21 protein-coding genes and 1 tRNA gene are annotated in these 20975 nt (G+C 37.4%); 6 read left to right on the top strand and 16 right to left on the bottom strand.

The features are described 5' to 3' along the window. Positions 1-101: 101 nt before the first annotated feature. The gene (locus ML462_RS14830; RefSeq protein ID WP_240714614.1) at positions 102-863 is read left to right on the top strand and encodes a response regulator transcription factor; all 762 of its coding nucleotides are present in this window, start codon (positions 102-104) and stop codon (positions 861-863) included. Between the two features lie 14 nt (positions 864-877). Here the strand turns inward: ML462_RS14830 and ML462_RS14825 are convergent, their stop codons facing one another. Beyond that, on the bottom strand, positions 878-1504 hold the full coding sequence (locus tag ML462_RS14825; RefSeq protein ID WP_240714613.1) for a DUF4403 family protein: 627 nt from the start codon (positions 1502-1504) through the stop codon (positions 878-880). 18 nt (positions 1505-1522) lie between these two features. Next, complete coding sequence (locus tag ML462_RS14820) at positions 1523-1963, bottom strand: MgtC/SapB family protein (RefSeq protein WP_240714612.1); 441 nt, start codon at positions 1961-1963, stop codon at positions 1523-1525. Positions 1964-2394: 431 nt separating this feature from the next. On the opposite strand from ML462_RS14820, the gene ML462_RS14815 reads away from it, so the two are divergent. From ML462_RS14815 to ML462_RS14805, 3 genes are all read left to right on the top strand, one after another. Further along, positions 2395-2808 carry a hypothetical protein gene (locus ML462_RS14815; RefSeq protein WP_240714611.1) on the top strand — a complete coding sequence of 138 codons (414 nt, stop codon included), beginning with the start codon at positions 2395-2397 and terminating at the stop codon, positions 2806-2808. Further along, entirely contained in the window at positions 2805-3002 is a 198-nt protein-coding gene (locus ML462_RS14810) for a helix-turn-helix transcriptional regulator (RefSeq protein ID WP_240714610.1), read from the top strand. Before ML462_RS14815 ends, ML462_RS14810 begins: the two co-directional genes overlap by 4 nt. Positions 3003-3220: 218 nt before the next feature. Then, the gene (locus tag ML462_RS14805) at positions 3221-3931 is read left to right on the top strand and encodes a CPBP family intramembrane glutamic endopeptidase (protein WP_240714609.1); all 711 of its coding nucleotides are present in this window, start codon (positions 3221-3223) and stop codon (positions 3929-3931) included. A 63-nt stretch (positions 3932-3994) separates the two neighbouring features. On the opposite strand, the gene ML462_RS14800 is transcribed toward ML462_RS14805, so the two are convergent. Beyond that, positions 3995-5542 carry a hypothetical protein gene (locus ML462_RS14800; RefSeq protein WP_240714608.1) on the bottom strand — a complete coding sequence of 516 codons (1548 nt, stop codon included), beginning with the start codon at positions 5540-5542 and terminating at the stop codon, positions 3995-3997. Between the two features lie 297 nt (positions 5543-5839). On the opposite strand from ML462_RS14800, the gene ML462_RS14795 reads away from it, so the two are divergent. Continuing rightward, entirely contained in the window at positions 5840-6439 is a 600-nt protein-coding gene (locus ML462_RS14795) for a fasciclin domain-containing protein (protein ID WP_240714607.1), read from the top strand. A gap of 119 nt (positions 6440-6558) precedes the next feature. On the opposite strand, the gene ML462_RS14790 is transcribed toward ML462_RS14795, so the two are convergent. The 12 genes from ML462_RS14790 to ML462_RS14735 form a co-directional block, all read right to left on the bottom strand. After that, positions 6559-6987, bottom strand: coding sequence for a hypothetical protein (locus ML462_RS14790; RefSeq protein WP_240714606.1), 429 nt, complete (start codon positions 6985-6987; stop codon positions 6559-6561). Beyond that, positions 6969-7448, bottom strand: coding sequence for a hypothetical protein (locus tag ML462_RS14785; RefSeq protein ID WP_240714605.1), 480 nt, complete (start codon positions 7446-7448; stop codon positions 6969-6971). The genes ML462_RS14790 and ML462_RS14785 overlap by 19 nt, the downstream gene beginning before the upstream one ends. Positions 7449-7490: 42 nt before the next feature. Beyond that, positions 7491-7673, bottom strand: coding sequence for a hypothetical protein (locus tag ML462_RS14780; RefSeq protein ID WP_240714604.1), 183 nt, complete (start codon positions 7671-7673; stop codon positions 7491-7493). 589 nt (positions 7674-8262) lie between these two features. Beyond that, positions 8263-8751: an ASCH domain-containing protein gene (locus tag ML462_RS14775; RefSeq protein ID WP_240714603.1), complete on the bottom strand. Its 489-nt coding sequence runs from the start codon at positions 8749-8751 to the stop codon at positions 8263-8265. Continuing rightward, complete coding sequence (locus ML462_RS14770) at positions 8748-10793, bottom strand: hypothetical protein (RefSeq protein ID WP_240714602.1); 2046 nt, start codon at positions 10791-10793, stop codon at positions 8748-8750. Before ML462_RS14770 ends, ML462_RS14775 begins: the two co-directional genes overlap by 4 nt. 313 nt (positions 10794-11106) lie before the next feature. Continuing rightward, positions 11107-11179, bottom strand: a tRNA-Met gene (locus ML462_RS14765). A 57-nt stretch (positions 11180-11236) separates the two neighbouring features. After that, positions 11237-11590, bottom strand: coding sequence for a SpoIIAA family protein (locus ML462_RS14760; protein WP_240714601.1), 354 nt, complete (start codon positions 11588-11590; stop codon positions 11237-11239). 58 nt (positions 11591-11648) lie between these two features. Further along, positions 11649-11831 carry a CPXCG motif-containing cysteine-rich protein gene (locus ML462_RS14755; protein ID WP_240714600.1) on the bottom strand — a complete coding sequence of 61 codons (183 nt, stop codon included), beginning with the start codon at positions 11829-11831 and terminating at the stop codon, positions 11649-11651. Between the two features lie 2 nt (positions 11832-11833). After that, a complete protein-coding gene (locus tag ML462_RS14750) occupies positions 11834-13168 on the bottom strand; it encodes a TolC family protein (RefSeq protein ID WP_240714599.1) in 1335 nt (444 codons plus the stop codon). Further along, a complete protein-coding gene (locus tag ML462_RS14745) occupies positions 13152-16355 on the bottom strand; it encodes an efflux RND transporter permease subunit (RefSeq protein ID WP_240714598.1) in 3204 nt (1067 codons plus the stop codon). Before ML462_RS14745 ends, ML462_RS14750 begins: the two co-directional genes overlap by 17 nt. Next, the gene (locus ML462_RS14740) at positions 16352-17494 is read right to left on the bottom strand and encodes an efflux RND transporter periplasmic adaptor subunit (RefSeq protein ID WP_240714597.1); all 1143 of its coding nucleotides are present in this window, start codon (positions 17492-17494) and stop codon (positions 16352-16354) included. Before ML462_RS14740 ends, ML462_RS14745 begins: the two co-directional genes overlap by 4 nt. A 54-nt stretch (positions 17495-17548) precedes the next feature. Continuing rightward, entirely contained in the window at positions 17549-19465 is a 1917-nt protein-coding gene (locus tag ML462_RS14735) for an ABC-F family ATP-binding cassette domain-containing protein (RefSeq protein WP_240714596.1), read from the bottom strand. A gap of 68 nt (positions 19466-19533) precedes the next feature. Here ML462_RS14735 and ML462_RS14730 point away from each other — a divergent pair, with 68 nt between their 5' ends. Next, positions 19534-19914, top strand: coding sequence for a DUF983 domain-containing protein (locus tag ML462_RS14730; RefSeq protein WP_240714595.1), 381 nt, complete (start codon positions 19534-19536; stop codon positions 19912-19914). On the opposite strand, the gene ML462_RS14725 is transcribed toward ML462_RS14730, so the two are convergent. Then, a complete protein-coding gene (locus ML462_RS14725) occupies positions 19904-20968 on the bottom strand; it encodes an NAD(P)/FAD-dependent oxidoreductase (protein WP_240714594.1) in 1065 nt (354 codons plus the stop codon). The genes ML462_RS14730 and ML462_RS14725 overlap by 11 nt on opposite strands. Positions 20969-20975 lie beyond the last annotated feature (7 nt).

Here is a 20975-nt window from a genome sequence, read left to right as displayed (position 1 = left end):
TATTATTCATTTGGTCTAATAAGGAATAGTGGTTCTTTTTGCTATCTGTTTAAGATTTATTTTATAATTTCGAACAACAGCTATAAAACCAATGAGTCATAATGTTAATTTATGAAAGTGATCTTCTAAGCAGTAGCTTTGAGAAGGAAAATGACTGTTTTGTACAATACTGGAAACACTCACCTGATTGTTATGAGGAACTTAAACGAGAATTTCTGGAATATGCTTCTCTTTACAAAGAATACAGACCTTCAAAGTCTCTTTGGCTTCAACATAATTTCAAATTACCCATTAGTAACCAGGTGCATGAATGGATTGAAGAACACGTGAATATTCCATGTGTTGAACATGGAAATGAAAAAGTAGCGTTTGTTGTGGGAAAGGACGTTCTTGTACACTTAAGCGTTATGAGCTTCTTCGAAGAATCCAATTCTATTATACACCCCATGCATTTCGCTACCGAGAAAGAGGCCAGACAATGGCTGAATGACTCAAAAAATCATCCAAAGGGAAATAATAAACTAAAGGTACTATTTGAAGGTGTAGACAAAGAAGGAAATTCCATTATTAAGATCAAACGTTCTGCGAGTGATATTACGAATACTTTGATGTCTTTCGGAAAGGTAGTGGAAGAAAATAAGTTTATTAAATCGAATATTTCAAGATATTCCAGGCTCACCAAGAGAGAGAAACAGGTAATGATTGAGTTCTCAAAGGGATTACCTCAGCAGGATGTAGCAGATAAATTATATATTTCTGTAGGCACTTTAAGAACTCACTGGAAGAATATTAAAAGTAAACTGGAGATCAAATCCCTGGCCGAAGTCATTAAATATGTGAATGCATTCGACATGTACAAGTAACGTAAGTACCTTAATTACATCTCAAGCTTTTCCAGTTCTACGAGCCCTGTACCAGTTACCGATACAGAAATCCACAATTCATTTTCACCAGCCTTCAAATTAGAAATTTCAATTTTATCTAGTGACCCTATGAGGTGCACTCCATCCTTTGCTTCCAGTTTATTTTCTAACTTATCATTTAAACCGCTGATCTTTTCTTCGATATGCGGCAACAGGTCGAAATTCATCTTCTGCTTAAGCTTTCCATACATCCATTTATTCATAACTGTTTCCAGTAGCTGATCTGCAAACCAGTTCTTTGTCTTTCCATCTACTTCAAAATCCCTTAAAGAAATATGCTGAAGTTCTCGATCCAGTTCCAGGGCCGCATGAAAATGAATGTTCACCTGTTTATTCTTGAAGAGACTGGTAAGGGTTTGCAGGCTAAGATTAAGCTTTAGATCGAAATCCTCTTGGTCACTTTTCTCAATAGACACATCAAGGATCTGGGCATAATTAGATTTCTTCCCTTCTGAATTTTCCTTACTTATGATCTCACCTATTAATTTCTGCCTCAGGTACTTGTCCAGCGTATTATATGAAATTATAACAGGAACTGTAATATTGATATTTTGATCGCTAAATTCATCTTTCAAATACATAGGTCTCTCTTTTAATTTTTAATCATTCTTAGCATGATCTTTCAGCTTCAGATTCAAATATCCAAACACTAAATTGATTATTACCACAAATATTGTAAATATTAACAAAGGCAGATAAAGTGCAAAACCTGCAAAACAACCGGCAGCCGCACTGCACCAGATAGTTGCAGCGGTAGCCAGACCTTCAACTTTTTTACCCTTTTCGCCGTGTAAAATTACCCCTGCACCCAGAAAACCAACACCTACCACCACCTGGCCAACGATCCTCGTCATATCGGTACCTCCGGAATCCCGAAAAAGCAGAGATATAATTATGAATGAAGATGCGCCCAGTGCCACGAGCATATTAGTTTTAAGCCCTGCTGGCTTTCCCTTGGATTGCCTTTCCAGACCCATTAATAAACCGGCCAGGGCAGCAGCGCCATTTTTAAGGAGGAATTCTGTGATATCTATTTCCATCTGGAAGCTTTGGTATATTAAAGCTACTAAAAACCTAAGAGAAAATGTTTAGTTTACTGATTCACAAAACATAAAAAAACAAAAACCTTTCAGATACCTGAAAGGTTTTGTATGATTAATTTAGACTCAGGATTATAGGTTGAGATCAAATTATTCCTACCCTACATTGAAATAATTTATCTAATCCCGATCAATAATTAATACAGCACTAATTTAAGTATAGAAGTGATATCAAAAAATACCCTATTGTAGGTATTTTTTAGTTTGAAATCCTGTTTAATTGACAACCGTTTAAATTATTTAAAAAAAACCGGTAATATCTGTAAAATTTTAAATAAGTAAAGTTTTATTTACTTTTTGTAAAATAAACCATTCATTTATTAAAAAAAATATCTATGTTTGTAAAATAAACTTTACATATAATGGGTATTATGAAAGAAAAACAAGAAAATTGGAAATCGCGTTCCGGAAAAAACACTTTAAAACTTGGCATCTGGACCGGATCCTGGGTTCTTACCACTGCCCTGGTAGCATTCGGGCCAGATTTCATTTGGAATGAGAATAGAACTCTAACGCTAATGGCTTTGATACTGAATCTTGTAATAGGGTTATTGATGATATTAGCCAATAAAAATTATGTAAACAGTCTTGATGAATTACAGCGTAAGATACAACTGGAGGCTATGGGAATGGCCCTAGGGGTGGCTGTGGTGTTTGGAATTGGATATTCAATGCTGGATACTACCAATATCATTACACACGACGCAGAAATATCACATTTAATAATTTTGATCGCACTTACCTATTTCGCCGGTTGTGTAATTGGAAGCCTTCGATACAGATGAAAAATAAGATCAAAGTACTGCGCGCGCAGCATGAATTAACTCAGGCACAGCTTGCCCAAAAATTAGAAGTTTCCAGGCAAACCATTAATGCGATTGAAAAAGGAAAATTCGATCCCAGTTTACCACTGGCCTTTAAGCTTTCCAAACTATTCGCTAAACCAATAGAAGAGATATTTCAAAATGAAGAATCGTAGAATTGAAAAAGGGGTGGATTCCCTACAACATCACACCCCTTAATTCTTTAACTAAATTCAAATACAAATATATTCTGTAAAGTGAAGTTCGCTTAACTCTATAAGGTTAATTATTAGCGCTATTGGAAAGAATTCACCGAATATTTTAGGGTAAGTTTATGTCAAAATTTAAATGCTGAATATTCTCTAATTTTAGCTTATTCGCATTTGTGCTCAAAATGATAGGATTATTATTCATCTTAACTGTTTCCTTTTTACTTCTCAAAGCTCTTAGAATTCCTTTCTCTGTTCTTGGAATTAAACCGAATACTTCCAGGTTAAAAAATTTTCTGGTAGGATTAATTGCATCTGCTCTCATATGTGCGGTTGCTTATATCCTCCTGATAGAACTGAGAGACTATCAGGTAAACCTTAATAAGGATTACACTATCCCAGACTTTCTGTACGGTTGCTGGTGGATCTTTAGATCGGTACTTTGGGAAGAATTACTTTTTCGCGGTGCCTTACTTGTTCTGGCCATCAAATACCTCGGAAAACATAACGCCTGTATACTTTCTTCATTCATATTCGGTATCTACCATTGGTTTTCCTATGATGTTTTCGGAAGCCTGGTACCCATGCTCTATACTTTTACAGTGACTGGAATAGGCGGACTAATGTTTGCCTATGCCTTCGCCGAAACTCGGTCTATATATCTTCCTATTGCTTTACACTTTGGATGTAACCTCTTGACTATCAGCATCTTTTCTGAAGGTCCGTTAGGTGAACAGCTTTTGGTGGTTACTGGAGGTAAGCCGATGGGATACTTATATTTCCCGTTTTTGTTCAATGAGATTCTTATCCTTCCCGTCTTCACCTTCTTTTATTTAAAATACCTGAGAAAGCATACAAAACCTGAGATGAATTTTAATTCCTATAGCTCAAAATAAGCAATTAAATAAAATTTAAAAAGCCACTCATGGAGTGGCTTTACTAAAACAAACTGAAAACAATTAAACGTATTCGGTCCTTACAAGTTCATTATTCTCATAATATTCGGTTTTTTCATAGTTCCCGTTATCATCATAATATTCAATCTTTATTAGATTATAAGAAGGATCCCGAAAATCTATCTGGTAACTTCCACTGCGATCCAAATGCTGGATCACTAATTCGCCATATCCATCTTCATCAAAAGTAGCTACTTCCTGCAGCCAGTCCTGGTAATATGTATAAACAAGTTTCGGATCACCATCAGGATAAAGTTCCAGGTATTCACTTCGCCAGTCTCCCTGGATAATATTAAAAGCAATCAGCTTCTCCTGCTCATCGTAGAAATCTTCTCTAGAAGAAATCCTATTCTGGTCTAATAATAAAATAAGTGTATTCTTCTGCTTTAGAGTATTATCGTCCCTGTAGATATAATCAGACTTTATATTTCTGAAATTGGGTCTTAGCTGCTTGCTTTGAAGCAAGTCCCCACTTTCGGTAAAGCTAAACTCATACCTTATTTCCAGGTCATCGATTTCAGTAGAACTTTCCGATGAATACCTGTTATGGATACTTACATTTCCATTTTCATTTCTCTCAAAGGTTTCACGGTATAGAAACTCTCCCTGTTGATCTTGGACCTTTATATCGGTAACATATCCATCGGTATTGATTGCTTCAAAAGTGCTGATTGAAATCAAAGCTCCATTGGCATCGAAATTCTTGAAACCGATCGCTTGTCTTTCTTCATTATAAATGATTTCCTTTGAAATAGTGAATGCAGGTTCACCTAAATTATACTTGGTTATCTCCATTTTTAGAGGGTAGCCATCTTCACGATACTCGGTATAATCATAAACTGCTGAAATTCTATAAGGGTTATTTTCATAACGTATAGAATTAAACAGCAAGCCTTCATCATTTACCTGATGATCCCAACTAACACTGGAAATAGGTTCAAAAGGATTTACGGTACTTTCAAGAACGGGTAACAGGCTGGCATAGAGCTGGTAATTTTCTCCAAGTGTTTCTGCTAAATGAGAGGCCGCCTGTTCCGGAAATTTTTCGGTTAAGTCAATTCCAGTCTTTTCTCTAACTCTTTTTACCACCTCCAGGATATTAACCCTGGCATTCTCCCTGCCGCGTATAAGGTCTTCATCCAAAGCTTCTAGAACCCGAGGTTCGAGTTTTATTCCATTTTTGGCATTTCCATCTATGTCCAGTGTCTGCAACAGCGCAGCCATGTATTGCACTTCAGGTGTATAAATATTAGCTTTAGGAGTCTGGGCAATTGAGATTGGAGAAAGAACCAGATCGGCTTTGGCCCTACCCAACTCAAAATCTCCAAGGAAAAAGGTTATAATCTCTCCTTCCTGATATACAAATTCACCCAGGTTGTTGGTAAATCCACTCTGTGTTGAAGTTTCATAATATAAACCCTCAACGGCGCTATCAAGAAATACCCCGGTTTTAGGCTGATCATTAGAATTGTGATTAATAGTTTCAACTTCAGAACAACCAATCGCCAAAACACAAAAAAGTAATAGGTAGAATAATTTAAAATCTTTCATAAGAACTGATTATGGGAAATATTGAGCTTTCCGGTTAAATTTATCGACATCTAAAATAATTCCATATAAATCGCTAAGAAATACCCATCCATGGGTAATTTATTTTAGCAACGAATAGAACTTCCAAAGTCATTTTGTACTCTTTTTCTCTCAATAAGAATTTATGAAATAGGATTTTATACACTTTGAAGTGTTAAATGAAAAGTAGATTTCTATTTTGTTTAATGTTTAGTTATTTATATTAAACATTTTTTAAGTAATAACTATATTTACCTCATAATCCAACTTTTAATATTTATGAGAACTTCAATTACAACCCAAAAATTATTATTTAAATCTTTAATTCTGGCTATAGCCATAGTCTTTGCCTCTTGTGAAAAAGATTCGGTTTCAGAAGATATTTCCTCAATAGATGCCAATGCTAAAGCTTCTCCTGCTGCGCAAAAAAGTGATCTTTCTATTGTAGATATCGCTAAAGCCGACGGGAGGTTTACAGTACTATTAAGCCTGCTGGAGCAAACCAATTTAAAACCGATCTTTGAGACCGGAACAGATCAATATACTGTATTTGCTCCTACAGATGCAGCTTTCGCGACTTTCATTGAAGAAAACCCGGGTCTAGACCTTACAGATAACGCCCTTTTAACCGCTGTGCTAACCTATCATGTTACTGATTGTCAAAGATTCAGTAATAGTGCACTGGGAAAAAAGAAACCCAAAGAAATTGAAACTTTAAACGGAGGTTATATCTATATAAACAGTGATGGAAAGATAGATACGAATGATGAAGATACTGCTGCTAACGCTTCAATTCTAGTTGAAGCTGGATTGTTTGACATTGCCGCCAGCAACGGAGTAATTCATGTAATTGATGCTGTACTCGTCCCTACCGAGTAATTAGCATGCCCTACAAACATGAATCGCAAAAAAGCCACTCGATTGAGTGGCTTTTTTAAATATATTAAATCACTAATCAACACCTGGATGTAAAAAGAATCATATAGCCAAGATCAAATCTAGTCAGTTGATTTTTTTAGATGTTCTTGCAGATATTGATACAGACCTTTTTCCGGGTTGTTAAGAAGGCTATCCTTATATTCAACTTTCAGCCTATCTAAGAGCCGCATAATATTGAAACCAATCGCATAATGATAGTCCACGGGAGCTGCATAGGTAAGGTAATCGAACGCCGGCTCCTTTAGATCTACTTCCTTAAATTCGGAATAGGATTTAAACATAGAATCCTTTAAAACCTCCGGCGGATCCTTGCGGCTGGCATAGCCGGAAAACACCTGCATGCTATTATACTCAATATACCTGGCCGATCCTTCCTGGATGACATAATAATTTTCCACCTGCTCCAGGTGAGGATTTTCAATGCTATATTTCTGAATCCGATCCTGACGCTTACTTAGACATTCTGAAATCAGGGAATCCCGAGCCACTTTTTTATCCCCTCTATGTCTTTTAAAAGATATTCGTTCTCGTTTTGAATCATAGCCAGAAATTCCTGGTCTTCCCTGCACAGGGAAATCAGATCCCTTATATTGAACGGTAAATTACTGATCTCAGATCTGGCATACTCTCTGAAGTTCTCATTATTATACTGAAAATGGTGAAACATTTCATGCACCACCATGCTAGCCCACATCTCTGTACTTTCCACGGAAGGAATCATGATACCCACTTCTTCTACTGAAGAATATTGTTCCAGAGGGTTCTGGAAATAGAATCTGGAAGAATCTGCCTGGTCAAAACTAATCATCACTTCCATATGAAATGGTACACTGTCTATTCTTTTAGAAGTCCCGTTATCATCACTGAATTTTTCATAGTCATCCAGCCTTTTAATTACTTGTGGACTGGAAAATAAAACCTCCGATCTGTCCTCATGGAAGTAGATCAAGGTGCCTTCAGGTCCTTTTTCTCCAAATTCGGGCCAGCTTTTCTAGGCAACTTGTCTTTTTAGATCCAGTACAAAAGAAATTCTTCTGCCAGACAAACTGTCGGGCAGGTCGAATAGGCTTACATTCGTTCGGATTTCGGGATTTTTTTGAGCCTTGTTCTTTTGATCTTCGCAAGCGAGAAAAAGCATGCAGGCCATGAAAATTTGTAATAATCTTAAACTCATGCTGAGGGCTTTTAGCTCGTTCTTCAGAAAATAATCAAAGCAGAATAAAATAGAAATTGCTCAAATCTGCTCTTTAAAAACTAATATAATCGATTAGCCCATTGCTAAAATCGTCTACAGGCGTACACCATTAGGTATTTAAGAGAATTTCAGGCCATTTCACAATAGAAGTAAAGGAAATAAAGGATCAATTGAAATAAGCTATTTATGAATTGTAAGTTCATTCTCATTTCTAATCGAGAATCCGATAACTGACTGAAAAAATATGTAATGGAGATCGCTTAGCAATGATTATTAGGAGAAAAGAAAAACCCAATAAAAAAAGCCTTACATCTCTGTAAGGCTTTGCTAGTAGCGGGAACTGGAACCTCTATTGTCAGAATGTATTTTGCATCCATCTAATAACCAAGTTAGTACATTTTAAAAAAGCACCAAAATGAGCCATATTTGATCCGGCGCATCCCGTCAAACCTGAAATTATTCAAGCCTTAAAAGAAATTTCCGTTACATCTTCTAGAAATATTTCAGATTATTTCATCTTATAATGGTGGAAAAATTAAATTATCCGTAGCGGGAACTTTGCGAGAATTCAACTTCTAATACTTGCTCTATTTTCTATTTTATTTAGAATCAGTTTTAGAACACTGAAATTTATCTTATCGCTGTTAATGTAGCTATAAGTCTGAGGAGGCATAAAATTTGGAAACGCCTTTTTTAATTGTTTTAATTCTATTGAATACTTTGAAAAGTTCCTTATATCCTTCAATTCAATACCGAAAGCATTTTGATTAGTTTTATAATAATCCTTGAATTGAGTTTCCGTTATACCTGTTTTATCTCCGTAATTGTTCCAAAAGGTAAATGGATCCTCTTTTATTATATTATTAATCCTACAAATACCCCAAAGCTCCTTTACGGGAGAGGTTACATAAATTAAGATATAACTGTCTTTAGAAACTTTCTTAGGTGCGGATTTTCTTAACTCAATGGTTTTTTCACCATTCATTATCTTTTCGGCGAATTCTGGTTTTACAGAAATTAATAATATTTTTTCCGCTGAAATATTATTGTAGCTCATTCCATCCCTCGTTTATAGATTGCAAGATACATCTCAGGTTTAATTTTCACTGGTGAAAGAACCATAAAATTTTTATCTTCTTTCAGCTCAAATAATTCTCTAAGAAATTTTAAATCCACCGGCTTTTTAAACAATTCAGTATCTGAAAAAATAAATGCCATAATTTTACTTTTACTATCCGCCGTTCTAGAAATATCTCTCCATTTATATATTCCTAATTGCTCAAATTGCCTAAAAAGTTTCTTAGCATCATCTACAAAAATTTCATCGATGTAAGATGCTGCTTTTATATGTCCCTTCTCCTTAGTAACAGGGTTTTCACTTATATACCATAAAATTCTAGCTGGAGCTTTTAAAGATCGTTTTGAGGCTGACCTATAGTAAACATTTTCTCTATTCAATAGAAGTTCATTTTCCGCTTCAAATAAATGCAATTTCTCGTTCGATCGATCATCAAAGAGTTGTTCAGCCCAAACAGGTTTAATAGGTATAACATATGTGGGTATATCAAAATCCTTTATTTTAATAGGTGATAAATGTCTCTCAAGATTATACCTTTTTAGGAAATCATAGTTATCATCTTCTTCCTGCAATTCCATGTTCTCCTCAATTTTCTTAATATATTCCTTTGAAATTAAAGACTCAATTTGGATGAAATCGACGATTTTTTTATAATTAAATTTTTTCCACACATCTCCATCTTTAATAAACCTAGCCTCTTTAATTGAATTCAATATTTCCTCTTCCAAAAAAGGTTCGGAAATTTCAATTAAAGTTCTTGACTCATTCGTTGATGTTAATATTGCCTTGAAAAGTAAATGTTTTGATAAAGTGATTTTTAAACTGCTCTTTAAAAATCTAAAAACCGGTATTGATAATTTTTTATCAACGCTACGGTCAAAAATTATTAAAGCTAATACCTCTTCAGAAGCTGATATTGTAATCAATTCAAACTGCTTAGGAGAAGAAAGAGCCTTCCTTATAGTTTTTTGAAACTGATTTTTCTTTTCGTTGGGTTTAAGAAATTTATTGGTAAAAAAATCTATGTTTTCACTATTTACCCTTTTAGAATCTATATTAGTCCCAATTAGCCTTTGTGGTTTATATTTTGAAACTTGAATATTCTCATCTAAATGAGTGATGAATTCACTAGGACGAGATATTTGTAACTCGAACTTTTTAAAGTAGTCCTTACTGGCTAAAAGCTCTTCATCTCTAGTTATAAAAAATTGTGCTCCTCCTATTATTGAATATGCTAAATGTCTTAAGTCGGATTTATCATTTTTACTTTTAGCAGGAAACTGATTCTTCAACTCTTTTAAAACTTCTTTAAACTCCTGTTCCGCTTTAAAAGGAAGAACTCTAAAGTAATTTAATAGTTTTCTACTGCTTTTCTTAATTTCACTTGTAGCCCCTCTATTTATTTCATTATGAATTTCACGGGTATAATAAAGAATTGCCTCACTGAGCAGCCAATCACTTTTGAGCGCTAAACTTTCTTCCTCTCTTCCATCTTTTATATCTAGAAATACATTCATATCAATAACAGCAACTACCTTATTCTTTAATTCGTATTCCGAGATTTGCGAAAGCAGATCCTCATGATGGTGAGGATACCACCAAACGGTTAAGGGTAATTTTTTACTACTTCTTCCAATCCTCTCTTTCATTGGAACGAAGTTGAAACTCTCCCAGACGTGATCTATTCCATAATCATTTCTGCAACTTAATCTTATACCATCAAATTGTGTTGTACTACTTTTTAGCTCATTTACCAAGGCAAGGGCTACCTTAGAGCCTCTAGACTCTTTTGCCACACATAAATGAACGATTGTAACCCTGTTATAAGAAACTCTATATAATATATAACCGAGTAGATCTTTTGAATCTCTACTATATGCTGCAATTAATTGACCATCAGAAGCGTATTTCGCAAAAGCCGATTCAGGCAAAAAACCCAGTGTTCTGGAATTACTATCTCCGAGATCAACAACCTCTTTATAGGCTTTAGATTTCGGATCTTTAATTTTCTTTAAAATCAAATATTTATTGGTTAGAAATTGGTCAGATAAAACTACAATTTTTTAAATACAAGACAGTCAATAAGGAATTTAGCAAAATTCAAAAAGGCAAATCTAATCTTGGTAATCTTACGGATTAATTAAATCCGACAAAATCTTCGTCATACAACTAAAATCCTAAATGCAATTTATCATGGATGTCTCATTCAACATAAGACACTTTCATTCAGGGTATTAAACCATAAATACAAACTGTTGATGAGCCAAATTTGATCCGCTTTTTTTCCTAAAACGACGAAACCCCCAGTATTTACTGAGGGTTTCAAGGATTTAGTAGCGGGAACTGGACTCGAACCAGTGACCTTCGGGTTATGAGCCCGACGAGCTACCTACTGCTCTATCCCGCGATATTGGACGGCAAATATAATATCATTTTTAGGATTACACCAAACTTTTTTTGAAAATTATATAGAAATCCACTGTATGGCTTCCAGCCGGTCTTTTAAATCGAAAGTACGCACTTCTACATCCAGCAATATATCACTCACATTTACAGCACCTTGAAACCATTTACTATCTGAAACGATCGCTATTTTGCCAAAATGATCGGAATTTGAATATTTATATTTTATTCCTTTGAAAAGAGCTTTTAAGGTAATTTGCCTGTCCTTTTCCAGTTCTACATAAACATTCAGGCTTTTATAAATTTCTAATTTCTCCTGGATTTCGAGTATAACCCGATCCACCATCTCGTCGGTAAGGTCCCGGTCTATGATTAATCCGATCACATGACCGGCAATATCAAATTTAGCTAGCATATCTAGAGTATAGGGTTATAAGTAAATTTAAGTAATAAATTTTTTGCCCGGGAAAATTTTATTGATCAATATCGCTAGCCTGAAACTCCTTCAGCTCCCCCTCTTCAAATGCAACCTGGAATTCGATAGGCCGGCAGCAAACCTCACAATCTTCAATGTAGGTTTGCCTGGTAACTGAGGGATCCAGAAGTACGGAGATCTCCTCCCAGCAATACGGACATTGAAAAAAGTGTTCGAACATTATTACAATTCTACATTCAATAACTGCCCGGTTAACTGCAGGACCTGCAACTCGGCCAGTTTTGCATCATATTTCGCAAGGTTGAGACTGGTGCGGGCATCAAGAAGATTTATCTGAGCCTGCCTGAATTCGATAGAAGTAATTCGTCCAAGTTTATACTGTTCCTCTGAACGATTAAAATTATCCAGATTGGTTCTTACATTCTCTTCCTGTACATCTAAAATATAAAGTTTATTGCGGTAATTACCCAAAGCATTCGCGATATCTCTCTGAATCTCGGTTTGCAGTTGCTCCTTCAGTATCTCCTGATTCTGATAACGTATCTTGGAATTCTTGACCAGAACGCTGGTTCTTCCTCCATCAAAAATATTCCATTGCAGACTCACTCCTGCCGAGAATCCATCCCTGGTAGTTGTAGACCCGGGAAAGAAAGCTGTAGCCGCGCTCCTATTCTTATTCCACCCGTAGGACCCTGTTAGGTCTACTACCGGCAAATATCCAGATTTGTTCACTTTTATATCGTAATCACTAATCTCCAGGTTCTGTTCAATTTGCAACAGGGAAACGTTATTTTTTTCAGCTTCAACAATAAAACCTTCAAGCTGAAGATCTGATACAAAGTTCACCGTTGTATCCACTGCAAACTCATTATTGCTGATGTCACGATCTAAAAGCACATTGAGATCCCTTTTGGTATTTCTTAGCTGCTGTTCTGTTTCTATAAGAGCAATACTATCATTATTAACATCTACCCTGGCATTTAAGACAACAAGATTATTAGACTGCCCGTATTCGAATTGATACTGAGCCCTTGTAACCCTGTTCTGTGAGATCTCCAGGGTTTCTTCCAGAACACCAACATTTTCGGTAAGCCTGGCAATCTCATAATAAACACTCATAATTTGAAGGATCGTGTTTTCCACCGTTTCCCTTGCATCAAGTTGAGAGAGGTCATACTGCTCTTTAAGGCTTTTATAATTATAAAAGCGTCCCAATCCATCGAATAAGGTATAACCCAGATTTATCGAGGCATTATAAGCATTATTTTCAATATTATTTTGGTCTACCCTTTCACCTTCTTCCGGAATTATAATCCTATCATTAATATCATAATTCGCTCCAGCAAGGCCGGTAACATTTGGTAAGTATCCCGAGTTTAAGATACTCTGGTTGTTTTCAGCAATTTCAACCTCATTATTTGCAAGCTGTATGCCGAAATTCTCTACCAAAGCTCTGGAAATAACTTCCTCTTTGGTCAAAACTGGTTCTTCCTGGGACCAAATTGAAGAAAAAGAAAAAACGCTAAGAATAAGGATAGTTCTATGTAATACTTTCATGTGCTTCTTCTTCTTTTTTCTCTTTAATAGCTCTTTCCATCTCTTCCTTAGAGGGCTTTTCACCGGTTCTAAGCCATTTTCCTCCAACTTTTATACTGTTGCTTATCGAGATCAATAATGGCAATAGTAATAGGGTTAGAATAGTTGCAAGAGCAATACCATATGAAATTGAAATGGCCATTGGTTTTAAAAACTGGGCCTGCCTGCTTTTTTCCAGTAATAATGGCGCCAAACCTGCAATGGTGGTAAGCGAAGTTAAAAATATAGCCCTGAACCTAGACCTACCAGCTTCATATAAAGCCTTTTTAAAGTCCATTCCTTCCCTCAGGAAACTGTTGTATTTTCCAATAAGCACAAGGCCGTCGTTTACCATAATACCCACCAGGGCAATAATTCCCAAAGCTGAAAGTACATTTATAGGGAAACCGTGCAGCCAGTGTCCCCAGGCAACCCCAATAATGCTGAATGGGATCATGATCATTAATAGGAATGGCTGACTGTAACTTCTAAACGTAAAGGCGATAGTTGCATAAATAAGGAAAAGTATGATCGGGATCACTGCGGCAGCAGAACTGGAAAGCTTGGAAGCCTCCCGGTTCTGACCTTCATAGGATACAGTGATACTTGGATATTTTTCCAGGATTGGAGGAAGCACATTAGATCTTATGTCTTCCATGATCTCTGTAGAACTACCGTTAGGATCTTCCATATCTGCAGAAACTCGTATTTCCCTCATCCCGTCCAGGTGACTAATAGATTCTGTTCCCCTTACGATCTCATAACTGGCGATCTCAGCAAACGGCACTCTTTCCCCTGAAGGTGTTACCAGCCTCATTTCGTCAAGATCGTTGATAGAAGACCTGTTCTCCAGGTCGTACCTCACCCAGACCCTTATCTCATCCTGTCCTCTTTGAAAACGCTGAGCCTGTGCCCCGAAGAATCCATTTCTAATCTGCCGCATTACCTCTCCAAGGTCCAGCCCCAGAGCGTATGCATTATCCTTGAGATTTACATTGATCTCCTTGATCCCTTTAGGGTCATTATCGGTAACATCTTTTAACAGAGAATTATTTTCCAGGTTCTCTTTTAGCGCCGATTTTGCCGCTTCAAGCTCTTCAAGATTATTTCCAAGCAAGGATACAGAAACTGGGGATCCTCCGAAGTTACCACCTGAACCGAAAGTTAGATTCTCAACCCCGAAAACAGGGCCTACTTCGTCCCTGATCGCATTGGTGATCTCTGGCGAACTAAAGTCCCGCTCTTCACCAGGAAGCAAATTCACCTGAAGCGAAGCTTTGTTGTTACCGGGTCCAACCCGTTTTATAATATTTTCAACAACTTGCTTGTTGCCCGTTTGTTTTTCAGTGTATTCATCATTCACTTTCCAGGCTGCCGCTTCAACCATGGAAATAATTGAGTCTGTACGAGCAGGATTCACTCCTTCCGGCATTAACAGGTCTATGCTCACCCGGTCACTGGCGATACTGGGGAAAAGGGTGACCCTTATCCAGTTTCCTCCTATGGCACCAATTGTAAGAACAAGGACTGTAATTAGAATTCCCAGGGCAAGAACCTGCTGGGTAAGCACAAATCTTAATACCGGGCTATAAATTTTATCACGCATATAAGACATCGCGCGGTCCCCGAGTTTATTTGCCACCTTCATCTTCTGGAAGAATTTGCCTATGCCCTTCTTAGGCGTGCCATTAGAGTTATCTCTTTTCAGAGCTTTGGAATGTGCAATATGAGCCGGAAGAATAACCAGAGCCTCAACCAGCGATATTATCAGGGTTAGAATCACTACCGTAGAAACTTCTCCAAAGAACTCCCCTATCCGGCTATCCAGGAATATGAAAGTTGAAAATGCCAGAACCGTAGTGATAATTGCTGAAAGAATTGGAGGAACTACTTCCATGGTCCCGTCCATCGCTGCCTGGATTGGACTTTTACCCATTTCAGAATGCTGATAGATATTTTCTGAGATCACAATACCATCGTCCACAAGTATCCCAATCACGATGATCATCCCGAAAAGGGAAAGTACGTTAATAGTTACTCCCAGAGATCCTGCAAAAATGAACATTCCCAGGAATGCGATCGGAAGTCCGAAAGCAACCCAGAATGCCAACCTGATATTCAGAAAAAGAGACAGGAAAAACAGCACCAGCAACATTCCCATAATTCCATTCTCAACTAACAGTTGCGTTCTTTGATTAAGGGTAATTGACTGATCGTTCACCACATTTAACTGAACATTGCTGCTCTTCTGGTTGAACTCGTCTACATATTCATTGATCTTTTCAGCAGTAGCCAGAAGATCTTCGCTACTGGTGTTGCTCACTCCTACATTTACGGCTACATTTCCATTAAAATAAAGCGCGTTCGGAGTTTCTGAGAACTGATCCCGTACTGTTGCGATATCTCCCAAACGAACGATCTCACCTGTAGTACTCGATTTTAAAACTATATCATTAAGCGCATCGGCATAATAAGCCCTGTTATTTGCACGAATGAGATAATCCTCGGCATCTGTCTTGATTGTTCCTCCTGTAGAAAGAATATTGGAATTACGCACCGCCTGGGCCACCTGCTCGAAAGTTAGATCATAGGCAAGAAGATCATTTTCGCTTACCGCAATCTCTATTTCTTCCTCAGGAAACCCGGAAATACTTATCTGCGAAACTCCGTCTAATAACCTAAGGTCGTTTTCAATTTGCTGACTTATTTGTTTTAAGGTAGCCAGTGGAACATTATCTCCACTAACTGCAAAATTGATAGTTTCCCTTATGAATTCCTGTTTAGAGACTACCAGAGGTTCCATACCACTAGGAAAAGTAGGCACCCGATCTACTGCGTTTTTTACCTCGGTAAGCATGGCGTCTATATTTTCCCCGCGTTCAATTTCCACGGTAATAGATCCGCCGCTTTCCCTGGCCACAGATGTCACCCTATCTATTCCCTCAAGACCCTTCAAATTATCTTCGATCTTCAGGATGATTCCCTCCTCGATTTCCTCGGGCGCCGAACCAGGATAAGCAATACTAATATTAATAATCCTGGAGTCCTGCAATGGGAAGAATGAGGATTTCATATTCATTATCCCGATGATCCCAAAGATCACAAAAGCCATGATCACGACATTTACCGCAACCCCGAACTTTATAAAGTAATTTATTAGCTTTCTCAAGATTGGTCTTTTTTAAGCAGGTCTCTTTGTCCTTCGATCTTTACCAGCATGCCAGAATAAGCTCCGGGTACGTTGGCCGATAAGATTATTGTTCCGTTATCAAGTCCCTTGATCACTACGGTATTATTCGTAAAATAAACCGGGTTTATATCCACAAGATTCAGGGTGCTATCCCTAACCACGAATACTTTAGACCTTTCAACAAGTAATTCCCTTGGTATTTCAATGGCATTCTCTTCTTCTTTGGCATCAAGCCTGGCTTCCAGGTACATTCCCTCACTCAGCTCAGAATTTTCAACTTTGATAAATACCCTGATACTTTGAGTTTCCTGGTTCACCTTCCCATTAATACGGCTAACCACACCCTCATAGGTTTTAGTCCCTTCCAGGTTTTGAAGCTTTACAGATTTTCCCAGCTCAAGTACATCGCTAAACTTTTTGGCAATACTAACTTCAAGTTCATAAACACTAGGATCTATATATTCTCCCAGTTTCTGCCCTGGTCTAATTAATGTCCCCCTGTTCACCAATGCTTCAGTAAGAATTCCGTTATATGGAGCTACGATCCTGTACTTAGCCAGGCGCTCCTCGAGGTTCTTCACATTGTAATAGGCTGAAACGATCCCTCTACCGGTTATAAAATATTGTTCCTGCTGAGTTTTGGTTTCAGGTAAAGGAGGTACTGGCTTAGTAATATCGAAGCTTTTCAGGTAATTATCCCATTTCTTAAAAGCTTCAGGGTAATCCAGTCGCAAATCTGGCATTATGGAAGTAATATTATTATAAAGATCACTTTTCGCCGATTGAACTGAAGCAGAATATTCTTCAGAATCTATACTTAGTAAGACCTGTCCTTTTTGAAATTTCTGACCAGGCCTGAAATCTTTACTACTATACCTGAAGATTCCCTGCACTTCTGAAAATAGTTCCAACCTATGCAGAGCAGTAATATTCCCGTTGGCAGGCACCACAATAGGAACGGTTGTATTTTTTACAGTGTCTATAAAAACACTTTTAATAGTTTTATTTACAGGAGGTTTCTCCTTTACGTTGCTGTTTATAATTAATTTCGCACCAAAAAAAGCAGCAATTACCAGCACTATCCCTAATGCCGAAAGAATGATCTTGCGTTTATCCATAACAGTCTTAGGACTAAGATCAGTCCCTTTGGTTTAATTGAAATAAAAATTTTATCAGCTAATCTGTTCCAGGTCGAGCTGAAGTTCCTCCCATTCTGCCATCAGCTTTTCAAGTTTCTTTTTCGAAACATTATAATTATTGAGAAAATCTGGTTTGGTCACCGTTTCCTCATAATTTTCAGCCAACTGTTTATCCTTAGTTTTTAGCTCTTTTTCGAGTTTAGTGATCTTGGCCTCCGTTTTACTCAGTCGGTTTTTAAGTCTCTTAATTTCCTTCTGATCTGAAAAAGACCTTTTCTCCTCGGTCTCCTCCTTCTTTTTTGAAGGTTTTGCCTTTTCACTCTTTTCAACCGCCCTCATATCGAGCAGTTTTCTTTGATCCAGGTAATAATCGATATCCCCTAAATACTCTTTAATCTTGTGGTCTCTGAATTCATAAACCCTGCTGGTTAGATTCTGAAGAAAATCCCTGTCGTGCGAAACTATGATCAGGGTACCTTCAAAGTTCTTAAGAGCTTCCTTTAGAACATTCTTTGACTTAATATCGAGGTGGTTGGTAGGCTCATCCATCACCATTACGTTGAATGGTTCCAGAAGCATTTTACACAACGCCAATCTATTTCTTTCACCTCCGGATAGCACCTTTACTTTCTTTTCTACTTCATCCCCTCGGAAAAGAAATGCTCCCAGCATATCACGAACCTTTGTCCGGTTCTTTTCGTTAGATGCATCTTCCATGGTTTGTAGCACGGTTTTCTCGCCATCCAGGTATTCGGCCTGGTTCTGGGCGAAGTATCCTATCTGAACATTATGACCCAATTTCAGTTTACCTTCATGTTCAATTTCACCTATGATGATCTTAGCAAGAGTAGTTTTTCCCTGACCATTCTGACCAACAAAGGCAATCTTGCTTTGACGTTCTATCAATAGGTTCACATCTCTTAAAACCTTTTTATCACCATAGGATTTTTCAAGATGTTCAGCCTCGATAACCACCTTTCCTGGATTCACAGAAACCGGAAAGTTAACCGACATCACTGCATTATCGTCTTCATCAACTTCTATTCGGTCTATCTTATCCAGCTTTTTGATAAGTGACTGGGCCATAGAAGCCTTACTTGCCTTTGCCCTGAACTTATCAATAAGTTTTTCAGTATTTTCTATTTCCTTTTGCTGATTCTTCTGCGCAGCCAATTGCTGTTCCCTTAGCTCTTTTCGGAATTCAATGAATTCAGAGTAAGGCTTTCGATAATCATAAATACTTCCCAGAGAGATCTCGATACTCCTGTTGGTCACGTTATTCAGAAACATCTTATCGTGAGAAACCAGCATCACGCAACCTGCATAATTATTCAGAAAGCTTTCCAGCCAAATTATACTTTCAATATCCAGGTGGTTGGTAGGCTCATCCAGTAACAAAATATCGTTATTCTGAAGAAGTAACTTGGCAAGTTCAATTCTCATTCTCCATCCTCCGGAAAAAGTTTCCGTTAGCCTGTCGAAATCCTCTCTTTCAAATCCAAGTCCCTGAAGCACCTTTTCGGTTTCACCTTCGTAGTTGTAACCTCCAATGATCTCGTACTGATGAGTGATCTCACTAAGATCCTGAATTAACTGATTATAAGATTCACTTTCGTAATCTGTACGGGTAGCCAATTGTTCATTGATCTTTTCCATTTTATCCTCTAGCCTTTTGATCTCCTCAAAAGCCTGATGAGCCTCATCTATCACGGTTCTTCCATGCTCAAAATCAAGATCCTGCTTTAAAAATCCAATTCTAAGCTCCTTGTCTTTCGCTATCTGTCCGGAATCATATTCCTGATCACCAGAAATTATCTTCAGTAAAGTAGATTTTCCCGCGCCATTTTTTCCAATAAGACCAACCCTATCTCCAGCACCTAGCCGGAAACTCACTTCTTTAAAAAGATACTCCCCCTGAAAGGAAACTGAAAGATTATGAATATTAAGCATTATGTAACAATTGTGACTTTAAAATTGCTGCAAAGATGATTAAATTTGAGTTGTAAAAAAAACCTAACATGCTTAAAGGAACCAAGATATATAGCATCTTTACCGGCACCTGTCCCGTATGCCATGAAGAAAGTATGTATAAAGAAAATAACCCTTATAAACTAGGTTCGGTTTTCGAAATGCATGAGCGTTGTTCCAGTTGTGGTACTAAATACAAGATAGAACCATCATTCTTCTATGGAGCCATGTATGTGAGTTATGCCGTGGGAATTGCTTTTGCTGTAGCAGCTTTTATAATTTCTTATTTTTTCTTTGGTGCCGGACTGCTAACTTCCTTTTTTGCAATCGTTGGAACACTAGTCGTCTTTATGCCGGTGATTATGAGATTGTCCAGAAATATATGGATCAATTTATTTTTTAGCTACAAGGCAGACGCTGCTAAGAATTAACCAATTTATAGTGCTTCTTGGTGAACCTTTCCAGATTGACTTCCGAATCAAGTGCATCTCCATCCTCAATATGTCCTATAAGCATGCGCGAGATATTTGGAGAAATTAGCACACCCCTGCTGCCAAAACCATTACAGCAATAAATATTGTCCAATTCAGGGTGGCTTCCCACCAGAGGTCTCCTATCTGAAACGGCTGGGCGTATACCGGCGATCTGGTCTACAACTTCAAAATCACATTTAATAAGTTCTTTTAAAGCTGAAATAAGTTTATTTTTTGCCTTTTCTGTAGGTTCAGCCGTTTTGTCCTGATGGTCGTAAGTAGCTCCTGCTTTATAATAATCATTTCCCAGTGGTATGAGGAAGACAGATGATTTAACTGCAAAATCTAGTTTTAGATCGGGAGCGTGAATCACTATATATTCTCCTTTATTCCCGCGTAGAGGTAAATAATTGAAAAAGGGGTTTTTCTTTAAACCAAAGCCTTCACAAAAAATGATATTTTTGGAGGAAATCCCATTATATTCAAAATGATCGCTATAAACTTTCAGGTCGGCATATTCGAATTTCTCTAATTTCAACCTTCCTTGTTGTTCAATATGCCCTCGGTAGTTATCAAGTAATTTTTCAGTATCTATATAACCGGTATTAAGAACTTTTCCCAGGGAGTATTCTGCAATAAGATTGGAATTGGTATTCTTTTTTAATTCGGGATCCAGAAAAGCAGATAATTTTGGATTATCTGAAGCTATGAACCAGTCGTTCTGTTCTTCAAAAGAATGAAACCTCCGGTAAATATTCCAATTATAAATAATTTCAACCCCTAGCTTTTTTTCCAACGCCTTATAAAAAGGAATTGCAACTTTCATCTGTTCTGCAGCATTCCAGGCAGGCGTAAATCTTTTTAAAATAACCGGATTGAAGATACCACCGGCGACATAGGAAGAGCTTTGAGAATTATCCTCAAACACCACAAAGTCCTTGCTTCTGCGATCCAGTTCTTCAGAAATTGCCAGACCACTCAAACCAAGACCAACAATGATATAATCTAACATGAGCTTA

This window comes from Christiangramia lutea, assembly GCF_022489035.1.
GTDB classification, from domain to species: domain Bacteria; phylum Bacteroidota; class Bacteroidia; order Flavobacteriales; family Flavobacteriaceae; genus Christiangramia; species Christiangramia lutea.
The sequence above is the reverse complement of the archived record's forward strand: the minus strand, read 5'-3'. Positions and strand labels throughout refer to the sequence as shown.